The sequence below is a fragment of the Acidovorax facilis genome (assembly GCF_050626955.1).
Taxonomy (GTDB): domain Bacteria; phylum Pseudomonadota; class Gammaproteobacteria; order Burkholderiales; family Burkholderiaceae_C; genus Acidovorax; species Acidovorax facilis.
In genome coordinates this window covers 4,147,904-4,167,351 of sequence record NZ_CP192460.1, presented here as the reverse complement: position 1 = coordinate 4,167,351, position 19,448 = coordinate 4,147,904, and the positions used below count along the sequence as shown (strand labels likewise).

The 19,448-nt window shown below is 66.0% G+C and carries 16 protein-coding genes; 5 read left to right on the top strand and 11 right to left on the bottom strand.

The genetic code is table 11. The annotated features are described in order from the left end of the window. Positions 1-26: 26 nt before the first annotated feature. From ACQ4MJ_RS19025 to ACQ4MJ_RS19015, 3 genes are all read right to left on the bottom strand, one after another. Positions 27-1,163: a PilT/PilU family type 4a pilus ATPase gene (locus ACQ4MJ_RS19025; RefSeq protein WP_055398402.1), complete on the bottom strand. Its 1,137-nt coding sequence runs from the start codon at positions 1,161-1,163 to the stop codon at positions 27-29. 61 nt (positions 1,164-1,224) lie between these two features. Beyond that, positions 1,225-1,860 (bottom strand): Crp/Fnr family transcriptional regulator, encoded by a 636-nt coding sequence (locus tag ACQ4MJ_RS19020; protein ID WP_055398403.1) that lies wholly within the window; start codon positions 1,858-1,860, stop codon positions 1,225-1,227. 67 nt (positions 1,861-1,927) lie between these two features. Further along, positions 1,928-2,971, bottom strand: coding sequence for a type IV pilus twitching motility protein PilT (locus ACQ4MJ_RS19015; protein WP_055398404.1), 1,044 nt, complete (start codon positions 2,969-2,971; stop codon positions 1,928-1,930). A 37-nt stretch (positions 2,972-3,008) separates the two neighbouring features. On the opposite strand from ACQ4MJ_RS19015, the gene ACQ4MJ_RS19010 reads away from it, so the two are divergent. Next, positions 3,009-3,728: a YggS family pyridoxal phosphate-dependent enzyme gene (locus tag ACQ4MJ_RS19010; protein ID WP_218299053.1), complete on the top strand. Its 720-nt coding sequence runs from the start codon at positions 3,009-3,011 to the stop codon at positions 3,726-3,728. Between the two features lie 6 nt (positions 3,729-3,734). Here the strand turns inward: ACQ4MJ_RS19010 and ltaE are convergent, their stop codons facing one another. The 3 genes from ltaE to ACQ4MJ_RS18995 form a co-directional block, all read right to left on the bottom strand. Further along, positions 3,735-4,805, bottom strand: a complete 1,071-nt coding sequence (gene ltaE, locus ACQ4MJ_RS19005; RefSeq protein WP_431151620.1) for a low-specificity L-threonine aldolase — start codon at positions 4,803-4,805, stop codon at positions 3,735-3,737. Positions 4,806-4,993: 188 nt separating this feature from the next. Next, complete coding sequence (locus ACQ4MJ_RS19000) at positions 4,994-6,241, bottom strand: branched-chain amino acid ABC transporter substrate-binding protein (protein ID WP_431151621.1); 1,248 nt, start codon at positions 6,239-6,241, stop codon at positions 4,994-4,996. Positions 6,242-6,294: 53 nt separating this feature from the next. Then, on the bottom strand, positions 6,295-6,945 hold the full coding sequence (locus ACQ4MJ_RS18995) for a TetR/AcrR family transcriptional regulator (RefSeq protein WP_121507797.1): 651 nt from the start codon (positions 6,943-6,945) through the stop codon (positions 6,295-6,297). 155 nt (positions 6,946-7,100) lie between these two features. Here ACQ4MJ_RS18995 and ACQ4MJ_RS18990 point away from each other — a divergent pair, with 155 nt between their 5' ends. Further along, positions 7,101-8,711: an AMP-binding protein gene (locus ACQ4MJ_RS18990; protein WP_431151622.1), complete on the top strand. Its 1,611-nt coding sequence runs from the start codon at positions 7,101-7,103 to the stop codon at positions 8,709-8,711. A gap of 89 nt (positions 8,712-8,800) precedes the next feature. Then, complete coding sequence (locus ACQ4MJ_RS18985) at positions 8,801-12,073, top strand: carboxyl transferase domain-containing protein (RefSeq protein WP_431153047.1); 3,273 nt, start codon at positions 8,801-8,803, stop codon at positions 12,071-12,073. 28 nt (positions 12,074-12,101) lie between these two features. Here ACQ4MJ_RS18985 and ACQ4MJ_RS18980 read toward each other — a convergent pair whose 3' ends face one another. After that, on the bottom strand, positions 12,102-12,713 hold the full coding sequence (locus ACQ4MJ_RS18980) for a LysE family translocator (RefSeq protein WP_431151623.1): 612 nt from the start codon (positions 12,711-12,713) through the stop codon (positions 12,102-12,104). 98 nt (positions 12,714-12,811) lie between these two features. Further along, positions 12,812-13,618 carry a helix-turn-helix domain-containing protein gene (locus ACQ4MJ_RS18975; protein WP_431151624.1) on the bottom strand — a complete coding sequence of 269 codons (807 nt, stop codon included), beginning with the start codon at positions 13,616-13,618 and terminating at the stop codon, positions 12,812-12,814. Between the two features lie 90 nt (positions 13,619-13,708). Between ACQ4MJ_RS18975 and ACQ4MJ_RS18970 the strand changes: the two genes are divergently transcribed. Further along, positions 13,709-14,848: an aminotransferase class V-fold PLP-dependent enzyme gene (locus ACQ4MJ_RS18970; RefSeq protein WP_108498063.1), complete on the top strand. Its 1,140-nt coding sequence runs from the start codon at positions 13,709-13,711 to the stop codon at positions 14,846-14,848. Positions 14,849-14,881: 33 nt separating this feature from the next. Beyond that, positions 14,882-16,177 (top strand): DUF445 domain-containing protein, encoded by a 1,296-nt coding sequence (locus ACQ4MJ_RS18965; protein ID WP_431151625.1) that lies wholly within the window; start codon positions 14,882-14,884, stop codon positions 16,175-16,177. A gap of 421 nt (positions 16,178-16,598) precedes the next feature. Here the strand turns inward: ACQ4MJ_RS18965 and ACQ4MJ_RS18960 are convergent, their stop codons facing one another. The 3 genes from ACQ4MJ_RS18960 to ACQ4MJ_RS18950 all read right to left on the bottom strand — a co-directional run bounded on the left by ACQ4MJ_RS18960 (position 16,599) and on the right by ACQ4MJ_RS18950 (position 19,267). Next, positions 16,599-17,033 carry a hypothetical protein gene (locus tag ACQ4MJ_RS18960; protein WP_431151626.1) on the bottom strand — a complete coding sequence of 145 codons (435 nt, stop codon included), beginning with the start codon at positions 17,031-17,033 and terminating at the stop codon, positions 16,599-16,601. 200 nt (positions 17,034-17,233) lie between these two features. Further along, the gene (locus ACQ4MJ_RS18955) at positions 17,234-17,758 is read right to left on the bottom strand and encodes a hypothetical protein (RefSeq protein ID WP_431151627.1); all 525 of its coding nucleotides are present in this window, start codon (positions 17,756-17,758) and stop codon (positions 17,234-17,236) included. A 3-nt stretch (positions 17,759-17,761) separates the two neighbouring features. Further along, positions 17,762-19,267, bottom strand: a complete 1,506-nt coding sequence (locus ACQ4MJ_RS18950) for an FAD-linked oxidase C-terminal domain-containing protein (RefSeq protein WP_431151628.1) — start codon at positions 19,265-19,267, stop codon at positions 17,762-17,764. Positions 19,268-19,448: the final 181 nt, after the last annotated feature.

Sequence of the window (19,448 nt, the reverse complement as noted above, 5' to 3'; positions counted from 1 at the left end):
AAGCGGCGCAGCCGCTCAGGGGGTTGTCACACGATCGCGAAATGCTCGGTACCCGAGGCCAGGTCTGGCGACTTGGCGCGCTGGCTGTTGAGCTTGATCTGCAGGCGCAGGTCGTTGAGCGAGTCGGCGTTGCGCAGCGCGTCTTCGTAGCTGATCACGTTGGCCTCGTACAGGTCGAACAGCGCCTGGTCAAAGGTCTGCATGCCCAGGTTGCGGCTCTTTTTCATGATCTCCTTGATCTCGGAGACATCGCCCTTGAAGATCAGGTCGGAGATCAGCGGCGTGTTCAGCATGATCTCCACCGCAGCCGCACGGCCCTTGCCGTCCTGCTTGGGGATCAGGCGCTGCGAGACCATGGCGCGCAGGTTCAGTGACAAATCCATCAGCAGCTGCGCGCGGCGCTCTTCAGGGAAGAAGTTGATGATGCGGTCCAGCGCCTGGTTGGCGCTGTTGGCGTGCAGCGTGGCCAGGCACAGGTGGCCGGTTTCGGCAAAGGCCACGGCATGTTCCATGGTCTCGCGGTCGCGGATTTCGCCCATCAGGATCACGTCGGGCGCCTGGCGCAGCGTGTTCTTGAGGGCCGCTTCCCAGCTGTCGGTATCCAGCCCCACTTCGCGCTGCGTGACCACGCAGTTCTTGTGTGGGTGCACGAATTCCACCGGGTCTTCCACCGTGATGATGTGGCCGAACGAGTTCTCGTTGCGCCAGTCCACCATGGCGGCCAGCGTGGTCGATTTACCCGAGCCCGTGGCACCCACCAGGATGCACAGGCCGCGCTTGGTCATCGTCACTTCCTTGAGCACCTGCGGCACGCCCAGGCCGTCGATGGTGGGCAGCGTGAGCGGAATCGTCCGCATCACCATGCCCACATGCCCCTGCTGGATGAAGGCGTTGACGCGAAAGCGGCCGATGCCGGAGGGCGAGATGGCGAAGTTGCACTCCTTGGTGCGTTCAAAGTCGGCCACCTGCTTGTCGCTCATGATGGCGCGCGCCAGCGTGAGCGTATGGTTGGGGGAGAGCGGCTGGGGCGACACCTTGGTCACCTTGCCATCCACCTTGATGGCGGGTGGAAAGTCTGCGGTGATGAACAAGTCGCTGCCGTTGCGGCCCACCATCAACTTGAGCAGGTCATTGATGAATTTACTGGCCTGATCGCGTTCCATCAGAAGTTCTCCCGGGGCTGTTCGTCGGCTGGACGATCATTGATCTTGTCTTGACGCATCATTACTTGTGGTTGTCGCTCAGGCGCGCACTCACCACACGCAGGCGCAGCGACAGCTTGCGGGCCAGCAGCGCAATCAGGCTGGCTGCAAGCTGCGGGTCCTTGGTCATCATGTCGTCCATGGCTTCGGCGCTCAGCACGGCGATCTCGCAGTCAGTGAGCGTGGTGCAGGCCGAAAAGCGGATGCCGCTGTCGAGCAGCGACATCTCGCCCAGGATGTCACCGGGCCGCGTCTCGGCCAGGCGCAATTGCTCGCCCCAGGGCTGCACACGGTCCACGGCGATAGTGCCCGTGAGCAGCACCACCATGAAATTGCCGTACTCGTCCTGGCGGATCACATCGCGGTTGGACGGGATGGCCGCAAATTCGAAGAAGCGCTCCATGCGCTCCACGGCGTCCTTGTCCAGGTGCGCCATGTATTTGTCCTTGGCCCACAGCCCTTGCAGCAGCTTGCCGCCTCGGCTGGTGGGCAGGCGTTTGGCGCCTACTTCCACGGCACGTGCCTCCCAGGGCACCAGCATCGAATCGTCTACGCCCTGGCCTGCAAAGGCCGTGGAGAACAGCACGGAATCCGTGTGGTCCTCCGCAGGCTTGCCGCCCCGGGTTTTCATTTTCAGAAGGCTCAGAATGCCTTTCATATCGGGCTCCGGTATGCGGCGCCTGCGGGGGCCGCAAAGTCGTTCATGGGTGTGTGCTGCGGGGGGCTCAGCCAGGGAAGTTCTCGGGGATCTTGGCCTTGCTGCGGGCCTCGGCCGGGCTGATGATGTTGCGGCGCACGAGGTCGGTGAGGTTCTGGTCCAGCGTCTGCATACCCACGCTGTTGCTGGTCTGGATGGTGGAGTACATCTGCGCCACCTTGGCCTCGCGGATCAGGTTGCGGATGGCGCTGGTGCCCAGCATGATCTCGTGCGCGGCCACGCGGCCCGAGCCATCCTTGGTCTTGCACAGTGTCTGCGAGATCACGGCCTGCAGCGACTCGGACAACATCGCACGCACCATTTCCTTTTCTTCGGCGGGGAACACGTCGATGATCCGGTCAATCGTCTTGGCAGCGCTGGAGGTGTGCAGTGTGCCAAACACCAAGTGGCCCGTTTCCGCCGCCGTCATGGCCAGGCGGATGGTTTCGAGGTCGCGCATTTCACCCACCAGAATGGCGTCCGGGTCTTCGCGCAGTGCGGACTTCAGCGCGGCAGCGAACGACAGCGTCATCGGCCCCACTTCGCGCTGGTTGATCAGGCACTTCTTGGATTCGTGCACGAACTCGATCGGGTCTTCCACCGTGAGGATGTGGCCGTATTCGGTTTCGTTGAGGTAGTTCACCATGGCCGCGAGCGTGGTGGATTTGCCCGAGCCCGTAGGCCCGGTCACCAGCACCAGGCCGCGCGGCTTGAGGGCCAGGTCGCCGAAGATCTTGGGTGCGTTGAGCTGCTCCAGCGTCAGGATCTTGCTTGGAATCGTCCGGAACACGGCGGCGGCGCCCCGGTTCTGGTTGAAGGCGTTGACGCGAAAACGTGCCAGGCCTTCGATTTCAAAAGAGAAGTCGACTTCCAGAAACTCTTCATACGTCTTGCGCTGCGCGTCGCTCATGATGTCGTACACCATGGCATGCACCGTCTTGTGGTCCAGCGCATCGACGTTGATGCGCCGCACATCGCCGTGGACCCGGATCATGGGCGGCAGGCCTGCGGAGAGGTGCAGGTCGGAGGCCTTGTTCTTGACGCTGAACGCGAGCAGTTGGGTAATGTCCACGGAATCCCTCTATCGTTTGGTACGCTTGCCAAACATTATGACCACGATTGCTAACAACCTCCAACAGGTTCTGGGCAGGATGGCGCAGGCGTGCAAAGCCGCCGGGCGCGATCCGGCCAGCGTTTCCTTGCTGGCCGTTTCCAAGACCTTTGGCGCCGATGCGGTGCTGGAGGCCGTGGCCGCCGGCCAGCGCGACTTCGGCGAAAACTACATCCAGGAAGGCGTGGACAAGATTGCGGCTGTGCGCGCCGCCTTGCCCGATGTGGCGCTGCAGTGGCACTGCATAGGCCCCATTCAGAGCAACAAGACCCGCCTGGTGGCCGAGCACTTTGGCTGGGTGCATACGGTGGACCGGCTCAAGATCGCCGAGCGCCTGTCGGCCCAGCGGCCCGATCACCTGCCGCCGCTGCAGATATGTATCCAGGTCAATATCGATGGAGGCCCCACCAAGTCAGGTGTGGCTCCTGCTGAAACGCTGGAGTTGGTGCGGGCTGTCGCAAAACTGCCACGGCTGGTGGTGCGGGGGCTCATGAGCATTCCGGACCATGCTCCTGAATTTGAAGCGCAACTGGCAATCCACACCAGCGCCAAGAGGCTTTTTGACCAAATATCTGCCTTGGGCGGACCGGGCCTGGGGAAGTTCGACACCCTGTCCCTGGGCATGACGGCCGATCTGGAGGCCGCCATCCAGGCGGGCAGCACGCTGGTGCGCGTGGGCACCGGCGTGTTTGGTGGACGGACCTACCCCGCCGCCTGAGCGGGCTCAGCCCGGCAGCGTGAAGCGCGCCACGCAATCCAGCGCTGCCGTCACATCCTCCTCGCTCACATCCAGGTGCGTCACCCAGCGCAGCCGGGTGGCGCCGCCATACAGGCTGCTGGTGACGCGCACGCCGTGCTGCGCCAGCCAGGCGGTGAAGGCTGGGGCCACCTCTGCGTGCAGGTCGGTGAAGAGGATGTTGGTCTGCCACGGCAGCACGGTGAGCTTGCCCTGCAGCACAGGGTGGCTGCGGTTGGCTTCAGCCAGCCCTTGCGCCAGCCGGTCCAGGCGGGCGTGGTCTTCCGCCAGGCGCCGCACATGGTGCTGCAGCGCATAGTGGCCGGCAGCCGCCAGCACACCCGCCTGTCGCATGCCACCGCCCAAAATCTTGCGGGTGCGGCGCGCCTGCCGGATGAAGTCGCGCGAGCCCAGCACCAGCGAGCCCACCGGCGCGCCCAGGCCCTTGCTCAGGCACAGCGATGCGGAATCAAAGTGGCTGCACAGCGCGCGCGCTTCCGCATACACATCGGTACCGTTGCGCGCGGCATTGGCCGTGGCAGCGTTGAACATGCGTGCGCCGTCCAGGTGCATCGCCAGCCCCCGGCTGCGCGCCAGTTGCCCCACCTCGGCGATGTAGGCGGGCGGCAGCACCTGGCCACCGGTGGTGTTCTCCAGCACCACCAGGCGGGTGCGGGCAAAGTGCGGGTCGTCGGGCTTGATGGCGGCGGCGATGTCGGTCACGCGCAGCGTGCCGTCGGGCTGCGTCTCCACCGGCTGGGGCTGGATGGAGCCCAGCACGGCCATGCCACCCGCCTCCCAGCGGTAGGTGTGCCAGCTCTGGCCCACGATGGCTTCGTCGCCGCGCTGGCAGTGGCCCCACAGCGCGATCAGGTTGGTCTGCGTGCCCGAGGGGGCGAACAGCGCGGCCTCAAAACCCAGCAGCTCGGCGGCATGTTCCTGCAGTGCGTTCACTGAAGGGTCGTCGGCAAACACATCGTCGCCCAGCGGGGCCTTGAACATGGCCTCGCGCATAGCGGGCGTGGGCTGGGTGACGGTGTCGCTGCGAAAGTCGGGCATGGGCGCGGTCCTTGTGGGTCGGGTCAATGAATGGCCGACCATATTAGTCGCGTTGGCATCCCCAGCGGCTGCAATGCTCTCGGCCGGCGAAATGGGCGCTGCCTAGGTCAGTGACGCCGAGCAAGGGCCGCCCCGCAGTGAGGGCGTCGTCCCCCTGAGGGGGACGGCGCCGAAGGCGACTCAGGGGGCTACGGTCTGGTCATCTTGCAGTCCGTGCCTTGCGCCAGCTCATTGCCGGTGTAGGCGGCATCGGTGCGAAAGCCATAATTCGTGCCTTCCCAGCCCACCTTCACGGCCTTGCCGTCCACCGGCGCGATGGTGTTGACCACCTGGGGCAGCAGCAGCTGGTGGTCTTCCCCGCGCATGCGCACCGGGCCCACCACCGAATCGATGGTCAGGTCTTCCAGCGCGCGGGCCACCTTCACCGGGTCGGTGGACTGGGCCTTGTTGATGGCGGCGGCGAGGAAGCGCGGCGTCATCTCAATGCGCGGCGCGAGAAAGTCCTTGCCCGTCTTGGTCTTGTAGGTCTTGGCCAGCGCATCCACCTTGGGGGTGTCGGCCTGTCCGGGGTGCCATTCGGCCACCCAGGTCAACTGGCCCTGCTTGGCCTGCGATACCGCCAGCACCGTGCCGGGGATGGAGCCCGCGCTGTGGTTGAAGTAGCGCAGGTTGTAGCCCGCGTCACCCGCCGCCTTGAGCAGCAGGGTCATGTCCTGCCCCCAGTTGCCGGTGATGACCGAGTCGGCCTCGGTGCTCTTGACCTTGGCGAGGTAGGGCGCAAAGTCTTTCACGCGGCCGATGGGGTGCAGCGCCTCGCCCACAAACTGGATGTCGGGCCGCGCCAGGCCCACCATCTCGCGGCCATAGTGCGCCCACTGCTTGCCGTGCGCGTAGTCCTGGTTCAGCAGGTACACCTTCTTGATGTCCGGCTGCTTCTTGATGTAGTTGGCGATGGCCTTCATCTTCATGGCCGTGTTGGCCTCGAACTGGAAGTGCCAGAAGTTGCACGCCTTGCCCGTCAGCTCGGGGTCGATGGAGGAGTGGTTCAGCACCAGGATCTCCTTGCCCGGGTTGCGCTGGTTGTGGCGCGCTGCCGCCTGCACCAGCGCCGTGACCACGGAGGAGCCCGAGCCGCCCGTCACGATGGCCTTGGCTCCCTGGTCAATGGCGGCCTGCAGCGCGCTCTGGCTCTCTTGCGCCGAGAGCTTGCTGTCGAACTGCAGCAGCTGCAGCTTGGTGCCCTTGAGCACGCCGCCCTTGGCGTTGATGTCCTCGATGGCGTACTGTGTGTGGGTGAGCATCAGCTCACCCACGTTGGCGAACGGGCCCGACAGCGGGTCGATGTAGGCAACCTTGAAGGTCTCCTGCGCGCTGGCGGCCGTGCCGATGAGTAGTGCCGCCGCAGCGGCCAGGGGGGTGAGGAACACGGTTTTCATGGGTTTTGTCTCCGGTGGTTGTTGTGCTTGGTGTAGGGGTGCTGCGGTGCGCGTCAGGCTGGGTTGCGCTTGCGGGTTCGCCGCAGCCCCAGCACACGCCAGGCCAGCTGCGCCAGCTCCTGCGCCACCTCGTCTTGCGACAGGCGGCCGTCAGGGCGGTACCAGTTGTAGAGAAAGCCGGGCAGGCTGCAGGCGGCCAGGGCGGTGATCTTGGTGTCGTTGAACTCGAACATGCCGTCGTCGCGGCCCTGTTCGAGCAGCGCGCACAGCCGGTCGTAGAAGTGGTTCGCCAGATCCTTCTGCGCCGCCAGGTATTCGGGCCGGTACACCTGCGGCTCGCGGTAGGGGAAGAAGGCCGAGGGGTGGTGCTCCAGCGTGGCGCGGATCAGCCGCTCGATGCCTTCCGTCACCTTCACATGCGCGGGGCGGTCGTCGCCCGCCGCAAAGTCCATGGCCGTGAAGCAGGCCACGGCAGGTGCCCACGACAGCGTCTCGAAGATCTCCTGCTTGTTGCGAAAGTAGTAGTACACAAAGGGCTTGGTCACGCCCAGCTGCTGCACGATCTGCTCGATGGTGGTGTTGGCGTAGCCCTGCGCATCGAACAGCGCCTCGGCTGCGCGCAAGATGCGTTCGCGCTTCTCGTCCGACCCGGCCGTGGCGGCCTTCTGGCGGCCGCTGGCCTGCACGGGGGGCTGCTGGTTCATCGGTGTCCTTTGCGCGACGTTAGATTTATACCCATGGGTAGCATTGTTCTACCGAGCGGTATATATTGGCAAGACGCTGGCGGGTGAGGGCGCTCAGAGAAAACCCTGAGTGGCCGCCAAGAACCAGCGATTCCAGACACCTTGGAGACAACGCCATGCCTTCTTCCGCACCGCAGCTGCCGCTGCACGAACACCTGCGCCGCCACGCGCGCGAAACGCCCGACCGCATAGCCTACCTTTGGTACGGCCAGCCCCTCACGTGGGCGCAGCTTGATGCGGCCAGTGATGCATTTGCCGCGCGCCTGCAGGCGCTGGGTGTGGCCAAGGGCGAGCCCGTGGCGCTGTTCATGAACAACTGCCCGCAGTACGTGATGGCGCACTATGGCATCCAGAAGATCGGCGCCATCGTCTGCCCTTGCGGGCCGCTGAACAAGGAGCATGAGCTGGAATACCAGCTCACCGACCTGCAGGCGCGCGTGATCGTCGCGGCCGATGTGCTGCTGCCCGTGGTGGACAAGGTGCGCGCCAAGACCGCGCTGCAGCAGGTATTTGTGGTGCGCTATGCCGAGCTGCTGCCCGAGGGCGCGCCCAGCATCGACGTGCCCGCCGAGCTGCTGGCCATGCGCGCCGCCATGGCGCCGGTGCCTGCGGGCTGCGAAGACTTCCTGGCCGCCACCCGCACCGGTGCGCGGCCTGCGCCCGTGGCGCTGTCGATGGATGACATCTCGCTCATGACCTACACCTCGGGCACCACCGGGTTGCCGAAGGGCGCGATGCTGAGCTACGGCAACGCCACGTTCAAGACCGCGGCATCGGCGGACTGCAACGGCATGACACCGCACGAAACGCTGCTGGCGGTGGCGCCGCTGTACCACATCGCCGGCATGGTGATGGGCGTGAACCTGCCGGTCTACACCGGCGCCACCGCCGTGCTGCTGTACCGTTTCGACCCCCTGGGCGTGGCCCAGGCGCTGGAGCGCCACCGCGTGACCTGGTGGTACAGCATCGCACCCATGAACGGTGCGCTCATGCAGGTGCCCGGCGCGCGCGAGATGGACTGGAGCGCGCTGCGCCGCAACCCGGTCACCAGCTTTGGCATCACCTTCACCGAGGCGCTGGCCCAGCAGTGGCTGCAGTTCGCGCCGAACTGCATTGCGCACGAGGCGGCCTATGGCCTGTCCGAAACCCACACCGTGGACACCGCCATGCCGGTGGACGCGATCCGCTGGGGCACGCAGGGCAAGCCCGTGCCGGGCAACACCTTGCGCATCGTGGACCCTGACACCGGTGCGCCGCTGGCTGCTGGCGAGGTGGGCGAGATCACCATCCACGGCCCCGGCAACTTCAAGGGCTACTGGAACAAGCCCGAGGCCACGGCCAAGACCCTGCGTGACGGCTGGGTCTACACCGGCGACATGGGCAAGATCGATGCGGATGGCTACCTCACCTTCATCGGCCGTTTCAAGGAAATGATCAAGGTCTCGGGCTACAGCGTGTTCCCCGAAGAGGTCGAGACCCTGCTCATCAAGCACCCCGCTGTGGCCCAGGCCGCCGTGATTGGCGTACCCGATGCAGAAAAGGGCGAGGTGGTGCGAGCCTTCATCGTCAAGAAGCCTGGCCAGGATGTGGACACCGCCGCCCTGGTGGCCTGGTGCCGCGAGAACATGGCGCCCTACAAAGCCCCGCGCGAGGTGCATTTCATCGACGCGCTGCCCGCCACGGGGGCGGGCAAGGTGCTGCGCCGCTTGCTGCGTGATATTGCTTGATTGAATGAAAAATTGCCCGCTGGCGTTAGATGAATATACGTCGGTAGCTATAAAAAATAGAGCGACTGCCCCCCATGCCATCTTCTGTTCTGTTCACCAAAGTGCTGGTTGCCAATCGGGGCGAAATCGCACTGCGCACTGTGCGCGCCCTGCACGACCTCGGCATTGCCAGCGTGGCCGTGTATGCCGACGATGACGCCACCAGCCCCCATGTCCACGCAGCCAGTGCGGCCGTGGCGTTGGGCGCCACCGGCCCGGCGGCGTACCTGGACGGCGCGCGCCTCATCGCCATTGCCCAGGCGCAGGGCTGCGATGCCGTGCACCCGGGCTACGGCTTCTTGAGCGAGCGTGCCGACTTTGCCCGCGCCTGTGCCGAGGCGGGGCTGCGCTTCATCGGCCCCACGCCTGCGCAGCTCGCGCTGTTCGGCGACAAGGCGCAGGCCCGTGCGCTGGCGCAGCAGCAGGGCGTGCCGCTCATGCCCGGCACGCAGGCGGCGGTGACGCTGCAGGAGGCGCAGGCCTTCTTCGCGCAGCACGCCCATGCCGGCATCGTGATCAAGGCCATCGGTGGCGGCGGCGGGCGGGGCATGCGCGCGGTGGCGTCGGCCGATGACTTGCCCGCTGCTTACGCGCGCTGCCGCAGCGAGGCGCAGGCCGCCTTTGGTGTGGACGGCGTGTACGTGGAGCGCCTGATGGACAACGCCCGCCATATCGAGGTGCAGGTGCTGGGCGACGGGCGCGAGGTAATTGCCTTGGGCGAGCGCGAGTGCACGCTGCAGCGGCGCTTTCAGAAGGTGGTGGAGATCGCGCCCAGTCCTTCGTTGCCTGCGCCGCTGCGCGAGCGCATCACCACCGCCGCACTGTCCATGGCGCGCGCCGTGGCCTACGAGGGCCTGGGCACGTTCGAGTTTCTGGTGGACCTGGCCTCGAACGACCTGCCGTTTGTGTTCATCGAATGCAACCCACGCCTACAGGTGGAGCACACCATCACCGAAGAGGTTACCGGCGTGGACCTGGTGCAGGCGCAGATCGCGCTGGCCGCGGGCCGCACGTTGCAAGACATCGGCCTCGACCCTGCCGCACCGCCCACCGTGTTGGGCTTTGCCGTGCAGTGGCGCATCAACGCCGAAACGCTGGACGCACAGGGCAACGCCACCCCAGGCAGCGGCACGCTCAGCCGCTTTGACCTGCCCGCAGGCCCAGGCGTGCGCGTGGACACGCACGGCGCAGCAGGCGCCACGCCGTCGCCGCACTACGACACGCTGCTGGCCAAGCTCATCGTGCACACGCGCAGCCCGCGTTTTGCCGATGCGCTGCGCCGCTCGCAGCGCGCGTTGGCCGAGTGCCGCATCGAGGGCGTGGCCACCAACCTGGCGCTGCTGCAGGCGCTGGCAACACGGCCTGAGATGGAGAGCCAGCAGGTGCACACACGCTGGCTGGAGTCGGTGCTGCCCCAATTGCTGAGTGCTATTAAAAATATAGCTATAAGCGATTATCCAGAGCGCGGATACGGCCAAAATGCCTTGGAATCTACAGCTCCCGTGCCTCATGGCGCGGTGCTGGCCCCCATGCCCGCGCGCCTTGTGCAATTCAGCGTGGCCGAAGGCGACGTGGTCGCTGCCGGCGCCGAACTGGCCGTGCTCGAAGCAATGAAGATGGAGCATGTGCTGCTGGCCCCGCACGCGGGCCGCGTCTGCGCGCTGCTGGCCGTGGCCGGTGGCTACGTCGCGCAGGGGCAGCCGCTGCTGGTGCTGGAGGCTGTGGACGATGCGGCCGATGTCGAAGTGCAGGGCAGCGCTGCGCACGACCCCGACCACATCCGCGCCGACCTGCAACGCGTGATCGACCGCCACGCCTTCACGCTCGACGCCGCGCGCCCCGACACCATGGCCAAGCGCCACGCCCAAGGCGGCCGCTCCGCGCGCGAGAACATTGCCGACCTGTGCGACGACGGCAGCTTCATCGAATATGGTGCCCTCGCCATCGCCGCGCAGGCCCGCCGCCGCAGCAAGGAGGACCTGATTGCCAACACGCCCGCCGATGGGATGGTCACGGGCATCGGCGGCATCAATGGCACACTGTTTGGCGACGAGAAATCCCGCGCGGTGGTCATGTCGTACGACGCCACCGTGCTGGCCGGCACCCAGGGCGCGCGCAACCACGCCAAGACCGACCGCATGCTGGGCATCGCGCTGGCGCAGAAGCTGCCCGTGGTGCTGTTCGCCGAGGGCGGCGGCGGGCGCCCGGGCGACACCGACATGCCCGTGGTGGCGGGGCTGCATGTGCACACCTTCGCCAGCTACGCGGCGCTGTCGGGCCAGGTGCCGGTGATCGGCATTGCCGCAGGCCGCTGCTTTGCGGGCAACGCGGCGCTGCTGGGCTGCAGCGACGTCATCATTGCCACACGCGCCAGCAACATCGGCATGGGCGGCCCGGCCATGATCGAAGGCGGCGGGCTGGGCGTGTTCAAGCCCGAGCAGATCGGCCCGAGCCGCGTGCAGCATGCCAACGGCGTGATCGACGTGCTGGTCGATGACGAGGCCGGGGCGGTGCAGGCCGCGCGCCACTACCTGTCGTTCTTCCAGGGCCGCACATCGCAGTGGTCTGCACCCGACCAGCGCCTGCTGCGCGCCGTGGTGCCCGAGAACCGCCTGCGCGTGTATGACACCCGCACGGCGATGGCGGGCCTGGTGGACGACGGCAGCCTGCTGCTGCTGCGCACCGGCTTCGGTGCCGGCATCCACACGGCGCTGGCGCGCATCGAAGGCCGCCCGGTGGGCCTGCTGGCCAACAACCCGCAACACCTGGGCGGCGCCATCGACGCTGACGCGGCCGACAAGGGCGCGCGCTTCATGCAGCTGTGCAACGCACATGGCCTGCCCATCGTGAGCCTGGTGGACACGCCCGGCTTCATGGTCGGCCCCGAGGTCGAAGCCACGGCCCAGGTGCGCCACGTGAGCCGCCTTTTCGTCACCGCCGCCAGCCTGCGCGTACCCACCTTCAGTGTGGTGCTGCGCAAGGGTTACGGCCTGGGCGCCATGGGCATGACTGCCGGGGGCTTCCATGCGCCCGTGTTCACTGTCGCCTGGCCCACGGGCGAGTTCGGTGCCATGGGGCTCGAAGGCGCAGTGCGCCTGGGCTTTCGCAAGGAGCTGGAGGCGCTGCCCGAGGGCGCCGAGCGCGACGCGCTGTTTGCCAAGCTGCTGGCCAAGTCCTACGCCAACGGCGAGGCGATGCACATGGCCGCCACGCTGGAGATCGACGCGGTGATCGACCCGGCCGACACCCGGGCGTGGCTGGCGCGGGGGTTGGCATCGGCGCAGGTGGCGCCGCTGGGTCCACGTTGCATCGATACCTGGTGAAGCAGCACGGCACCTGACACGGTGGTGCCTATCGGTGCATCAGGGCGAGCTTTGCGCCGAGCCCGACAAACGCGGCCGCAAAGCCGCGGCGCAGCCACACCAGCGTGCCGGGGCGCTGCAGCACCTGGTCACGAAACCGGGCGGCAAAGACGCCATAGCCCAAGAACACCACAAAGGTCATGGCCATGAAGACCAGCGAGAGCTGGAGCATGCGCCACGCGGGCTGCGCTTCACCCGGTGCGATGAACTGCGGCAGAAAGGTGAGGAAGAACAGCGACAGCTTGGGGTTGAGCAGGTTGATCAGCATGGCTTCCGCGATACGCCCACTGGCAGCGCGTGTGGGCGCGTCAGTGCGAACCTCCAGGGTGGCGGGCGAGCGCCACGTGGCCCAGCCCATGTAGACCAGGTAGGCGACCCCCGCGTAGCGCAGGACTTCGAATGCCGTGGCGCTGGCGTTGAGGAGCGCGGCCAGCCCGGTGATCGCCGCCAGCAGGTGCGGCACGATGCCGAGCGTGCAGCCCAGCGCCGTCACGGCGGCGGCCCGCGCGCCGCCCGAGAGTCCGGCCGCCACGGTCAGCAGGGTTCCTGGCCCCGGCGAGACGACCACGATGAGCGAGGTGATGAGAAATTCGATGCCCATGGCGAGAGGCCGCGCGGCGGCGGCGTGAAGTGGCGATGCCCGCAGCATCCGCCAACCCCCGCACAACGGTCTTGAACGAAATTGCAGGGGCCGGGCTGTCAGCCGCGTGCGCGGACGTAGGCGCCGGGTGTGATGCCAAAGCTGCGCGTGAAGAGGCGCGTCAGGTGGCTTTGGTCGGCAAAGCCACTGGCTGCGGCGACATCGGCCAGGGGCGTACCCGCACCCATCAGATGGCGCGCAAGCTGCAGTCGGCGCTGCAGCAGGTAGGCGTGTGGCGTCAGGCCCGTGGCCTGGGCAAATTGGCGCACGAGCTGGTAGCGGCTCAAACTTGCTGCGTCGGCCATTTGCGCGAGGCTCCAGGGTGCGGCGGGATCGTCGTCCATCATGGTGCGAGCCCTGGTGATGGACGCGGCGGATTGTTGGTGGCCCTTCGGTCGCAGCAGGCCGCTCAGCACCCGCAACAGGCATTCCTCCACATGCAGCGCTGCGGCCGAGTGGTTGGGGCGGTGGGTGGCCGCGTCGAACAGCGCCAGTACCTGGGCCGCCAGCCGCGCATCGCGCATCGTCGGAGCATGGAATTCGAAGGCGGAGCCGAGCGGGCCCGGATGCACCTCTGCCGCCAATGGCGCCACCAGGGCAGGCTCCAGGTAGAGCATGCGCCAGGCGCGTCCACGCTCGTCCAGCGGCATGCCATCGTGGACTTCGCCGGGGTTGACCGTGATGGTGTCGCCTGGGCCCGATTCCACAATCCCCCGGCCGCTGGCCGATTTCTGCGCACCCCGCTCGATCACGCCGAGGCCGAACTGCAAGTGCATGTGCCTGCCGAAGACGAGGCGGGAGTCGGCCTGCATCGCTTCGATGCCGGGCAGTGCGGTGGGCAGGAATCGGAAGGGTTTTTGCTGCATGGCGCGCGGCCTTTGGGTGGCGCGGGGCCATGATAAGCTGACCTGATCGTCCCTTTTTCCTACCCCAGTTTCACACGCGGAGACTCCCCTATGCCCGGCCTTTTGCCCGATATCGACCCCGATGGTTTGCTCGAATTTTCGGTGGTCTACACCGACCGCGCGCTCAACCACATGTCCAAGCGCTTCACCGGCGTGGTGCAGGACATCCTGGGCACGCTGAAAGAGGTCTACCACGCCCACACGGCCGTGCTGGTGCCCGGCAGCGGTACCTTCGGCATGGAGGCCGTGGCGCGCCAGTTTGCCAACAAGGAAAAGGTGCTCATCGTGCGCAACGGCTGGTTCAGCTACCGCTGGACGCAGATCTTTGATGCCGACAAGGGCCTGGGCGGCGGTTCCGTGGTGTGCAAGGCGCGCCAGCAGGGCAGCGGCCCGCAGGCGCCCTGGGCACCATGCCCGGCTGAGGAAGTCGCCGCTACCATCCGCGCTGAAAAGCCCAAGGTGGTGTTTGCGCCCCATGTGGAAACGGCCAGCGGCATCATCCTTTCGGACGACTACATCCGCACGCTGACGGCAGCTGCGCATGAGGTGGGCGCGCTGTTTGTGCTGGACTGCGTGGCGTCGGGCGCGATGTGGGTGGACATGCAGGCCACGGGCGTGGATGTGCTCATCAGCGCGCCGCAAAAGGGCTGGAGCGGATCGCCCTGCTGCGCCATGGTGATGCTGTCCGAGCGTGCGCGCGAAGCCATCGAGGGCACCACGAGCAGCAGCTTCTCGTGTGACCTCAAGAAGTGGATGCAGATCGCCGAGGGCTACGAAAAGGGCCAGCACGCGTACCACACCACCATGCCCACGGATGCGCTGGTGCGCCTGCGCGAGGTGATGGCCGAGACGCGTGAATATGGATTTGCCAAGGTGCGTGACGAGCAGATCGAATTGGGCGCCAAGGTGCGCGCGCTGCTCGAATCGCGCGGCTTCCCCAGCGTGGCGGCCGACGGCTTCAAGGCGCCCGGCGTGGTGGTGAGCTACACCACCGACCCCGGCATCCAGAACGGCAAGAAGTTCATGGAAGTGGGCCTGCAGACGGCTGCGGGTGTGCCGCTGCAGTGCGATGAGGGGCCGGACTTCAAGACCTTCCGCATCGGCCTGTTTGGCCTGGAGAAGTGGCACAACGTGGACCGCACCGTGGGCCATTTGTCGAAGGCGCTGGACCAGATTGCGGCGGCAGCCTGACAGGTTGCGGTCCAGGTCGGCGGGCTTGCTCGGATGAACGCCGAGACTGAAAGCGCAACCCTCACCTTGCGCCGGGCCAAGCGCCAGGCACTGGGCCTGTTGTTGCTCGTGACGGCCGTGTTCATCGCCACCAGTGTGGTCGAACGCGGCCTGCTGCTCAACTGCGTGAAAGCCATGGCCGAGGCCGCCATGGTGGGTGCGCTGGCCGACTGGTTTGCGGTGGTGGCGCTGTTCCGGCGCCCGCTGGGCCTGCCCATTCCGCACACGGCGGTCATTGCGCGCAACCAGGCGCGCATCGGCCGCAACCTCGCCACCTTTGTGCGCGACAAGTTCCTGGACGTGCCTTCGCTCGTGTCGCTGATCCGCCGGCATGACCCGGCCGAGCGGCTGGCGCAGTGGCTCACGGCGCCAGGCAACGCCGCGCTGCTGGGGCACCATGCCACGCGCCTGGCATCGGCCGCGCTGGAGACGGTGCAGGACGCGCAGGTGGAGCGCTTCATCCACAAGGCCGCGCGTGCCTTGATCGGGCAGGTGGATATGTCGCGTGCCCTGGCGGCGGTGCTCGACACCCTCACGCACAACGGCCGTCACCAGGCGCTGCTGGACGACGTGCTGGCCAAGCTCATCGAACTGCTGCAGAACGAGCAGACCCGTACCTGGGTCGCGCAGTCCATCGTGGCCTGGCTCAAGAAGGACCACCCGCGCACCGAGAAGTTATTACCCAGCGACTGGCTGGGCGACAAGGGCTCGGCCCTGCTGGCCCGCGCGCTGGAGAGCCTGATGGCCGATGTGGCCGCCAACCCGCAGCACGCACTGCGTGCGCAGTTTGATGTGGCGGTGCAGCGCTTTATCGAGCGCCTGCGCAGCGACCCGGAATGGGAGCGCAAGGGCGAGGAGATCCGCACCTGGCTGCAGACCGATGCCACCGTGGCAGGTTATGTGCAGACCTTGTGGCTGGATCTGCGCGGTGCGTTGCAGCGTGACCTGGCCGATGCCGATTCGGTGCTGGCGCGGCAGGTGGGCAAGCTGGGGTTGTGGCTGGGTGAGTCGCTGGCGGGCGATGCGGCGTTGCGGCAGTCGTTCAATGACCGGCTGGAGCGGTGGGTGGAGGGGCTGGCGCCGGATGTGTCGGCGTTCATTGCTCAGCACATTGAGGAGACGGTGCGGCGGTGGGATACCGAGGAGATGACACAGCTGATTGAGCTGAACATTGGGAAGGATTTGCAGTACATCCGTATCAACGGCACCGTGGTGGGCGGGTTGATTGGGCTGGTGCTGTTTGCGGTGTCGCACGCGGGGGAGATTTGGCGGGCGGTGGTGGGCAGCTGACCACTCGTTCGGGCTCAGTCTGTCGAAGCCTGGGCTTGTGCGCTGATTTCAGCGGCGTGCCTGTGCAAAGGGCGGAAGCCGGGACTCGCCCCGGCGGGCGAGGTACTTGTTCTTTGCTTCGCCAAAGAAAAGTACCCAAAAGAAAGGCGACCCCCAGTCTGCGACCCCCACGCGGTGCGTGGGGGCAAACCTGCGTCGGGGCGGTTGCGGGGTGCGCCGTGGAACTCGCTTTGCGCTGGCGCGCGCCGCTCGGACAACCACGGCGAGTCAGATCACGAGGCATGGGCGCTTCGACGCCCATGCTCACCCCGTAACCGCCCCGCCGCAGGCGCAGCCAGCAGGGGGATGGACAGCCGAACATCCAACAGCCGAACAGCCACACGGGCCATCGCGTTGCTCGGCCGCGGCGGGGCTGCTTCAGCTAGCGTGCCGCTTGATCCGCCGCCATGTTGGCCGCGTGTTCTTCCTGCAGATGCTGCGCAATCTGCGCCCAGGCCTGCTTGGCGTCCGCGTCTTGCGCCCGGGCGTAGCAACTGGCGATGTGCATGGCCGTCACCGCATGGTGCGGGTCGAGCGCAAAGGCCACCTCGCACTGCAGTGCCGCCTGGCGCCACATCGCCGTCACATCTTCTGATCCTTCTTTCTGCAGTGCATGGGCCTCGGCCACCCACGCCTGCCCCAGACGAAATGCCGCAGCATGTTGCGTGGGGTCGGCTTCGTGCGCCCGTTGAAACAACACGCCCGCCTCCCGCCACAGCGCCCGCGCTGCGGCAAAGTCTTGCGTGGCCACGGCTTGCGCTTGGGCTACGAGGGCGTTGCCGGATTGGAGGAGGGTGGTGGGGGAGTCGCTGGGCATGAGGTCGGATGAAAGAACGCGAGGACCTGCAGATTGTCGGGGTTTTGCAGGGCGCAATTGTCCAGCGGAGCCGGTGGCTGCTATGAAATTGGACGCTCAGCGTTGGCAGTGAAATGCACGAAACGGCTTGGTACTGCGAGGCATGCGATTGCCAGCACCTCGCGGGAGCCAAGCTGTTGCGTGTCGGTCTCGACCATTCGTCATTTCCGCGTTTCGAGTTCGTTAAGGAAGTGAGGCATTTGGCGCAGCAGATAGTGGGCCCATTCATCCACATGTTCAGCGGTGTAGTACCGCATCCACGTATCGTGCTTTGGATTGATCGAAGGCACTGGTACGAACTTTTCCAGATACCAATCTCTCGTTTCTGTATCAAGGTCTCGTACGCGCTCGTGGTCGTAGGGAGGTGCGGTCAGTGAGTTGATTACGCGATTTTGTATTAGGCGCAGCTCTTCCCGCTGAGCGTCGGTTAGCAAGTAACAAAATCGAAAGCACCGATTTTTCAGATCGTCGTTCCCTGGCCTTCCAATCTGGAAATCCAAAACAAACTGAGATCCTGCAAATTGATCCCAATAGTCCCTGCGCGCAACGCCGAAACCAAAAATTAAGGCCACACTACCGTGAGGCCGACTCCAAGAGACGCCTCGCTCTAATGGGCTAAATCCATGCATCTTGGTCCAAGCGCCGAAATGGTCTTTCAGTCGCTTGTATACGTCGGCGGCTTTCATTCTTTAAAACCTCGGCAAATCCGGATGCTTGATCGCCCCCCCGCGCACCAGCATCTTCCCGTACTCCGCACACCGGTTCAGCGTAGGAATCACCTTCCCTGGGTTCAGCAACCCCGCCGGGTCGAATGCATGTTTCAGTCCAAACATCTGCGCGTTTTCCTCGGCCGTGAACTGCACGCACATGCTGTTGAGCTTTTCCACGCCCACGCCGTGCTCGCCCGTCACCGTGCCGCCCATGGCTACGCTGGTCTCAAGGATGTCCGCGCCAAACAGCTCGCAGCGGTGCAGTTGGTCGGCATCGTTCGCATCAAACAGGATGAGAGGGTGCAGGTTGCCGTCGCCCGCGTGGAACACGTTGGCGCAGCGCAGCTGGTATTTCTTTTCCATTTCCTGGATGGCGAGCAGGATGTCGGCTAGGCGCTTGCGCGGGATGGTCGAGTCCATGCACATGTAATCGGGGCTGATGCGGCCGCTGGCGGGGAAGGCGTTCTTGCGACCGCTCCAGAAGCGCAGGCGTTCGGCCTCGTCGCGGCTCACGCTGATGGCGGTGGCGCCCGCAGCGCGCAGCACCTCGCTCATGCGGCCGATTTCTTCTTCCACCTCTTCGGGCGTGCCGTCGCTTTCGCACAGCAGGATGGCTTCTGCGGTCAGGTCGTAGCCCGCGTGCACAAAGTCTTCGACGGCGGCGGTCATGGGCTTGTCCATCATCTCCAGCCCGGCGGGGATGATGCCCGCCGCGATCACCGCAGCCACCGCGTCGCCCGCCTTGCGCACGTCGTCAAAGCTGGCCATGATGCAGCGCGCCAGCTGGGGCTTTGGGATGAGCTTGACCGTCACTTCGGTGGTCACGGCCAGCATGCCTTCGCTGCCGATCACGGCGGCCAGCAGGTCGTAGCCGGGGGCGTCCAGCGCCTCGCTGCCAAATTCGACGGGCTCGCCTTCCACTGTGAAGCCTTTCACCTTGAGCACGTTGTGCACGGTGAGGCCGTATTTGAGGCAGTGCACACCGCCCGAGTTCTCGGCCACGTTGCCGCCGATGGTGCAGGCGATCTGGCTGCTGGGGTCGGGCGCGTAGTAGAGGTTGTAGGGTGCCGCCGCCTCGCTGATCGCCAGGTTGCGCACGCCACACTGCACCACGGCCGTGCGGCTTTCGGGGTTGATGTCGAGGATGCGGTTGAACTTGGCCAGCGACATCGTCACGCCCAGGGCGTGCGGCATGGCCCCGCCCGACAAGCCCGTGCCCGCACCGCGCGCCACCACCGGCACCTGCAGCCGGTGGCACACCTGCAGCACGGCCTGCACCTCGTCGTAGGTTTCCGGCAGACACACCACCAGCGGGCGCTGGCGGTAGGCGGTGAGGCCGTCGCATTCGTAGGGCGTGGTGTCTTCGGTGTGCCAGAGCAGTGCGTGGGCGGGCAGCACGCGGCCCAGGGCCTGGACAACCTCGGCCTGGCGTGCGGCGCGTTCGGCGGGTGTCGGGAGCGGGGCGGAAGAAGTGGCGGTGATCATGGCCGCCACTGTAGGGGATGGGGACGGGCGGGGTGTGAGGTTTTCTGCAGGTGTTTGTGAAAAACACCGAAATGCTCACTAATTGATAGCTGCTGACGCTTGATGTGCAAGCGCTGGGGCTGTTTTTTGCCTGAACTTGGTGGAGGAGGGCGCGGCTCGGGCGAGGGCCGCCGAGCAAGGG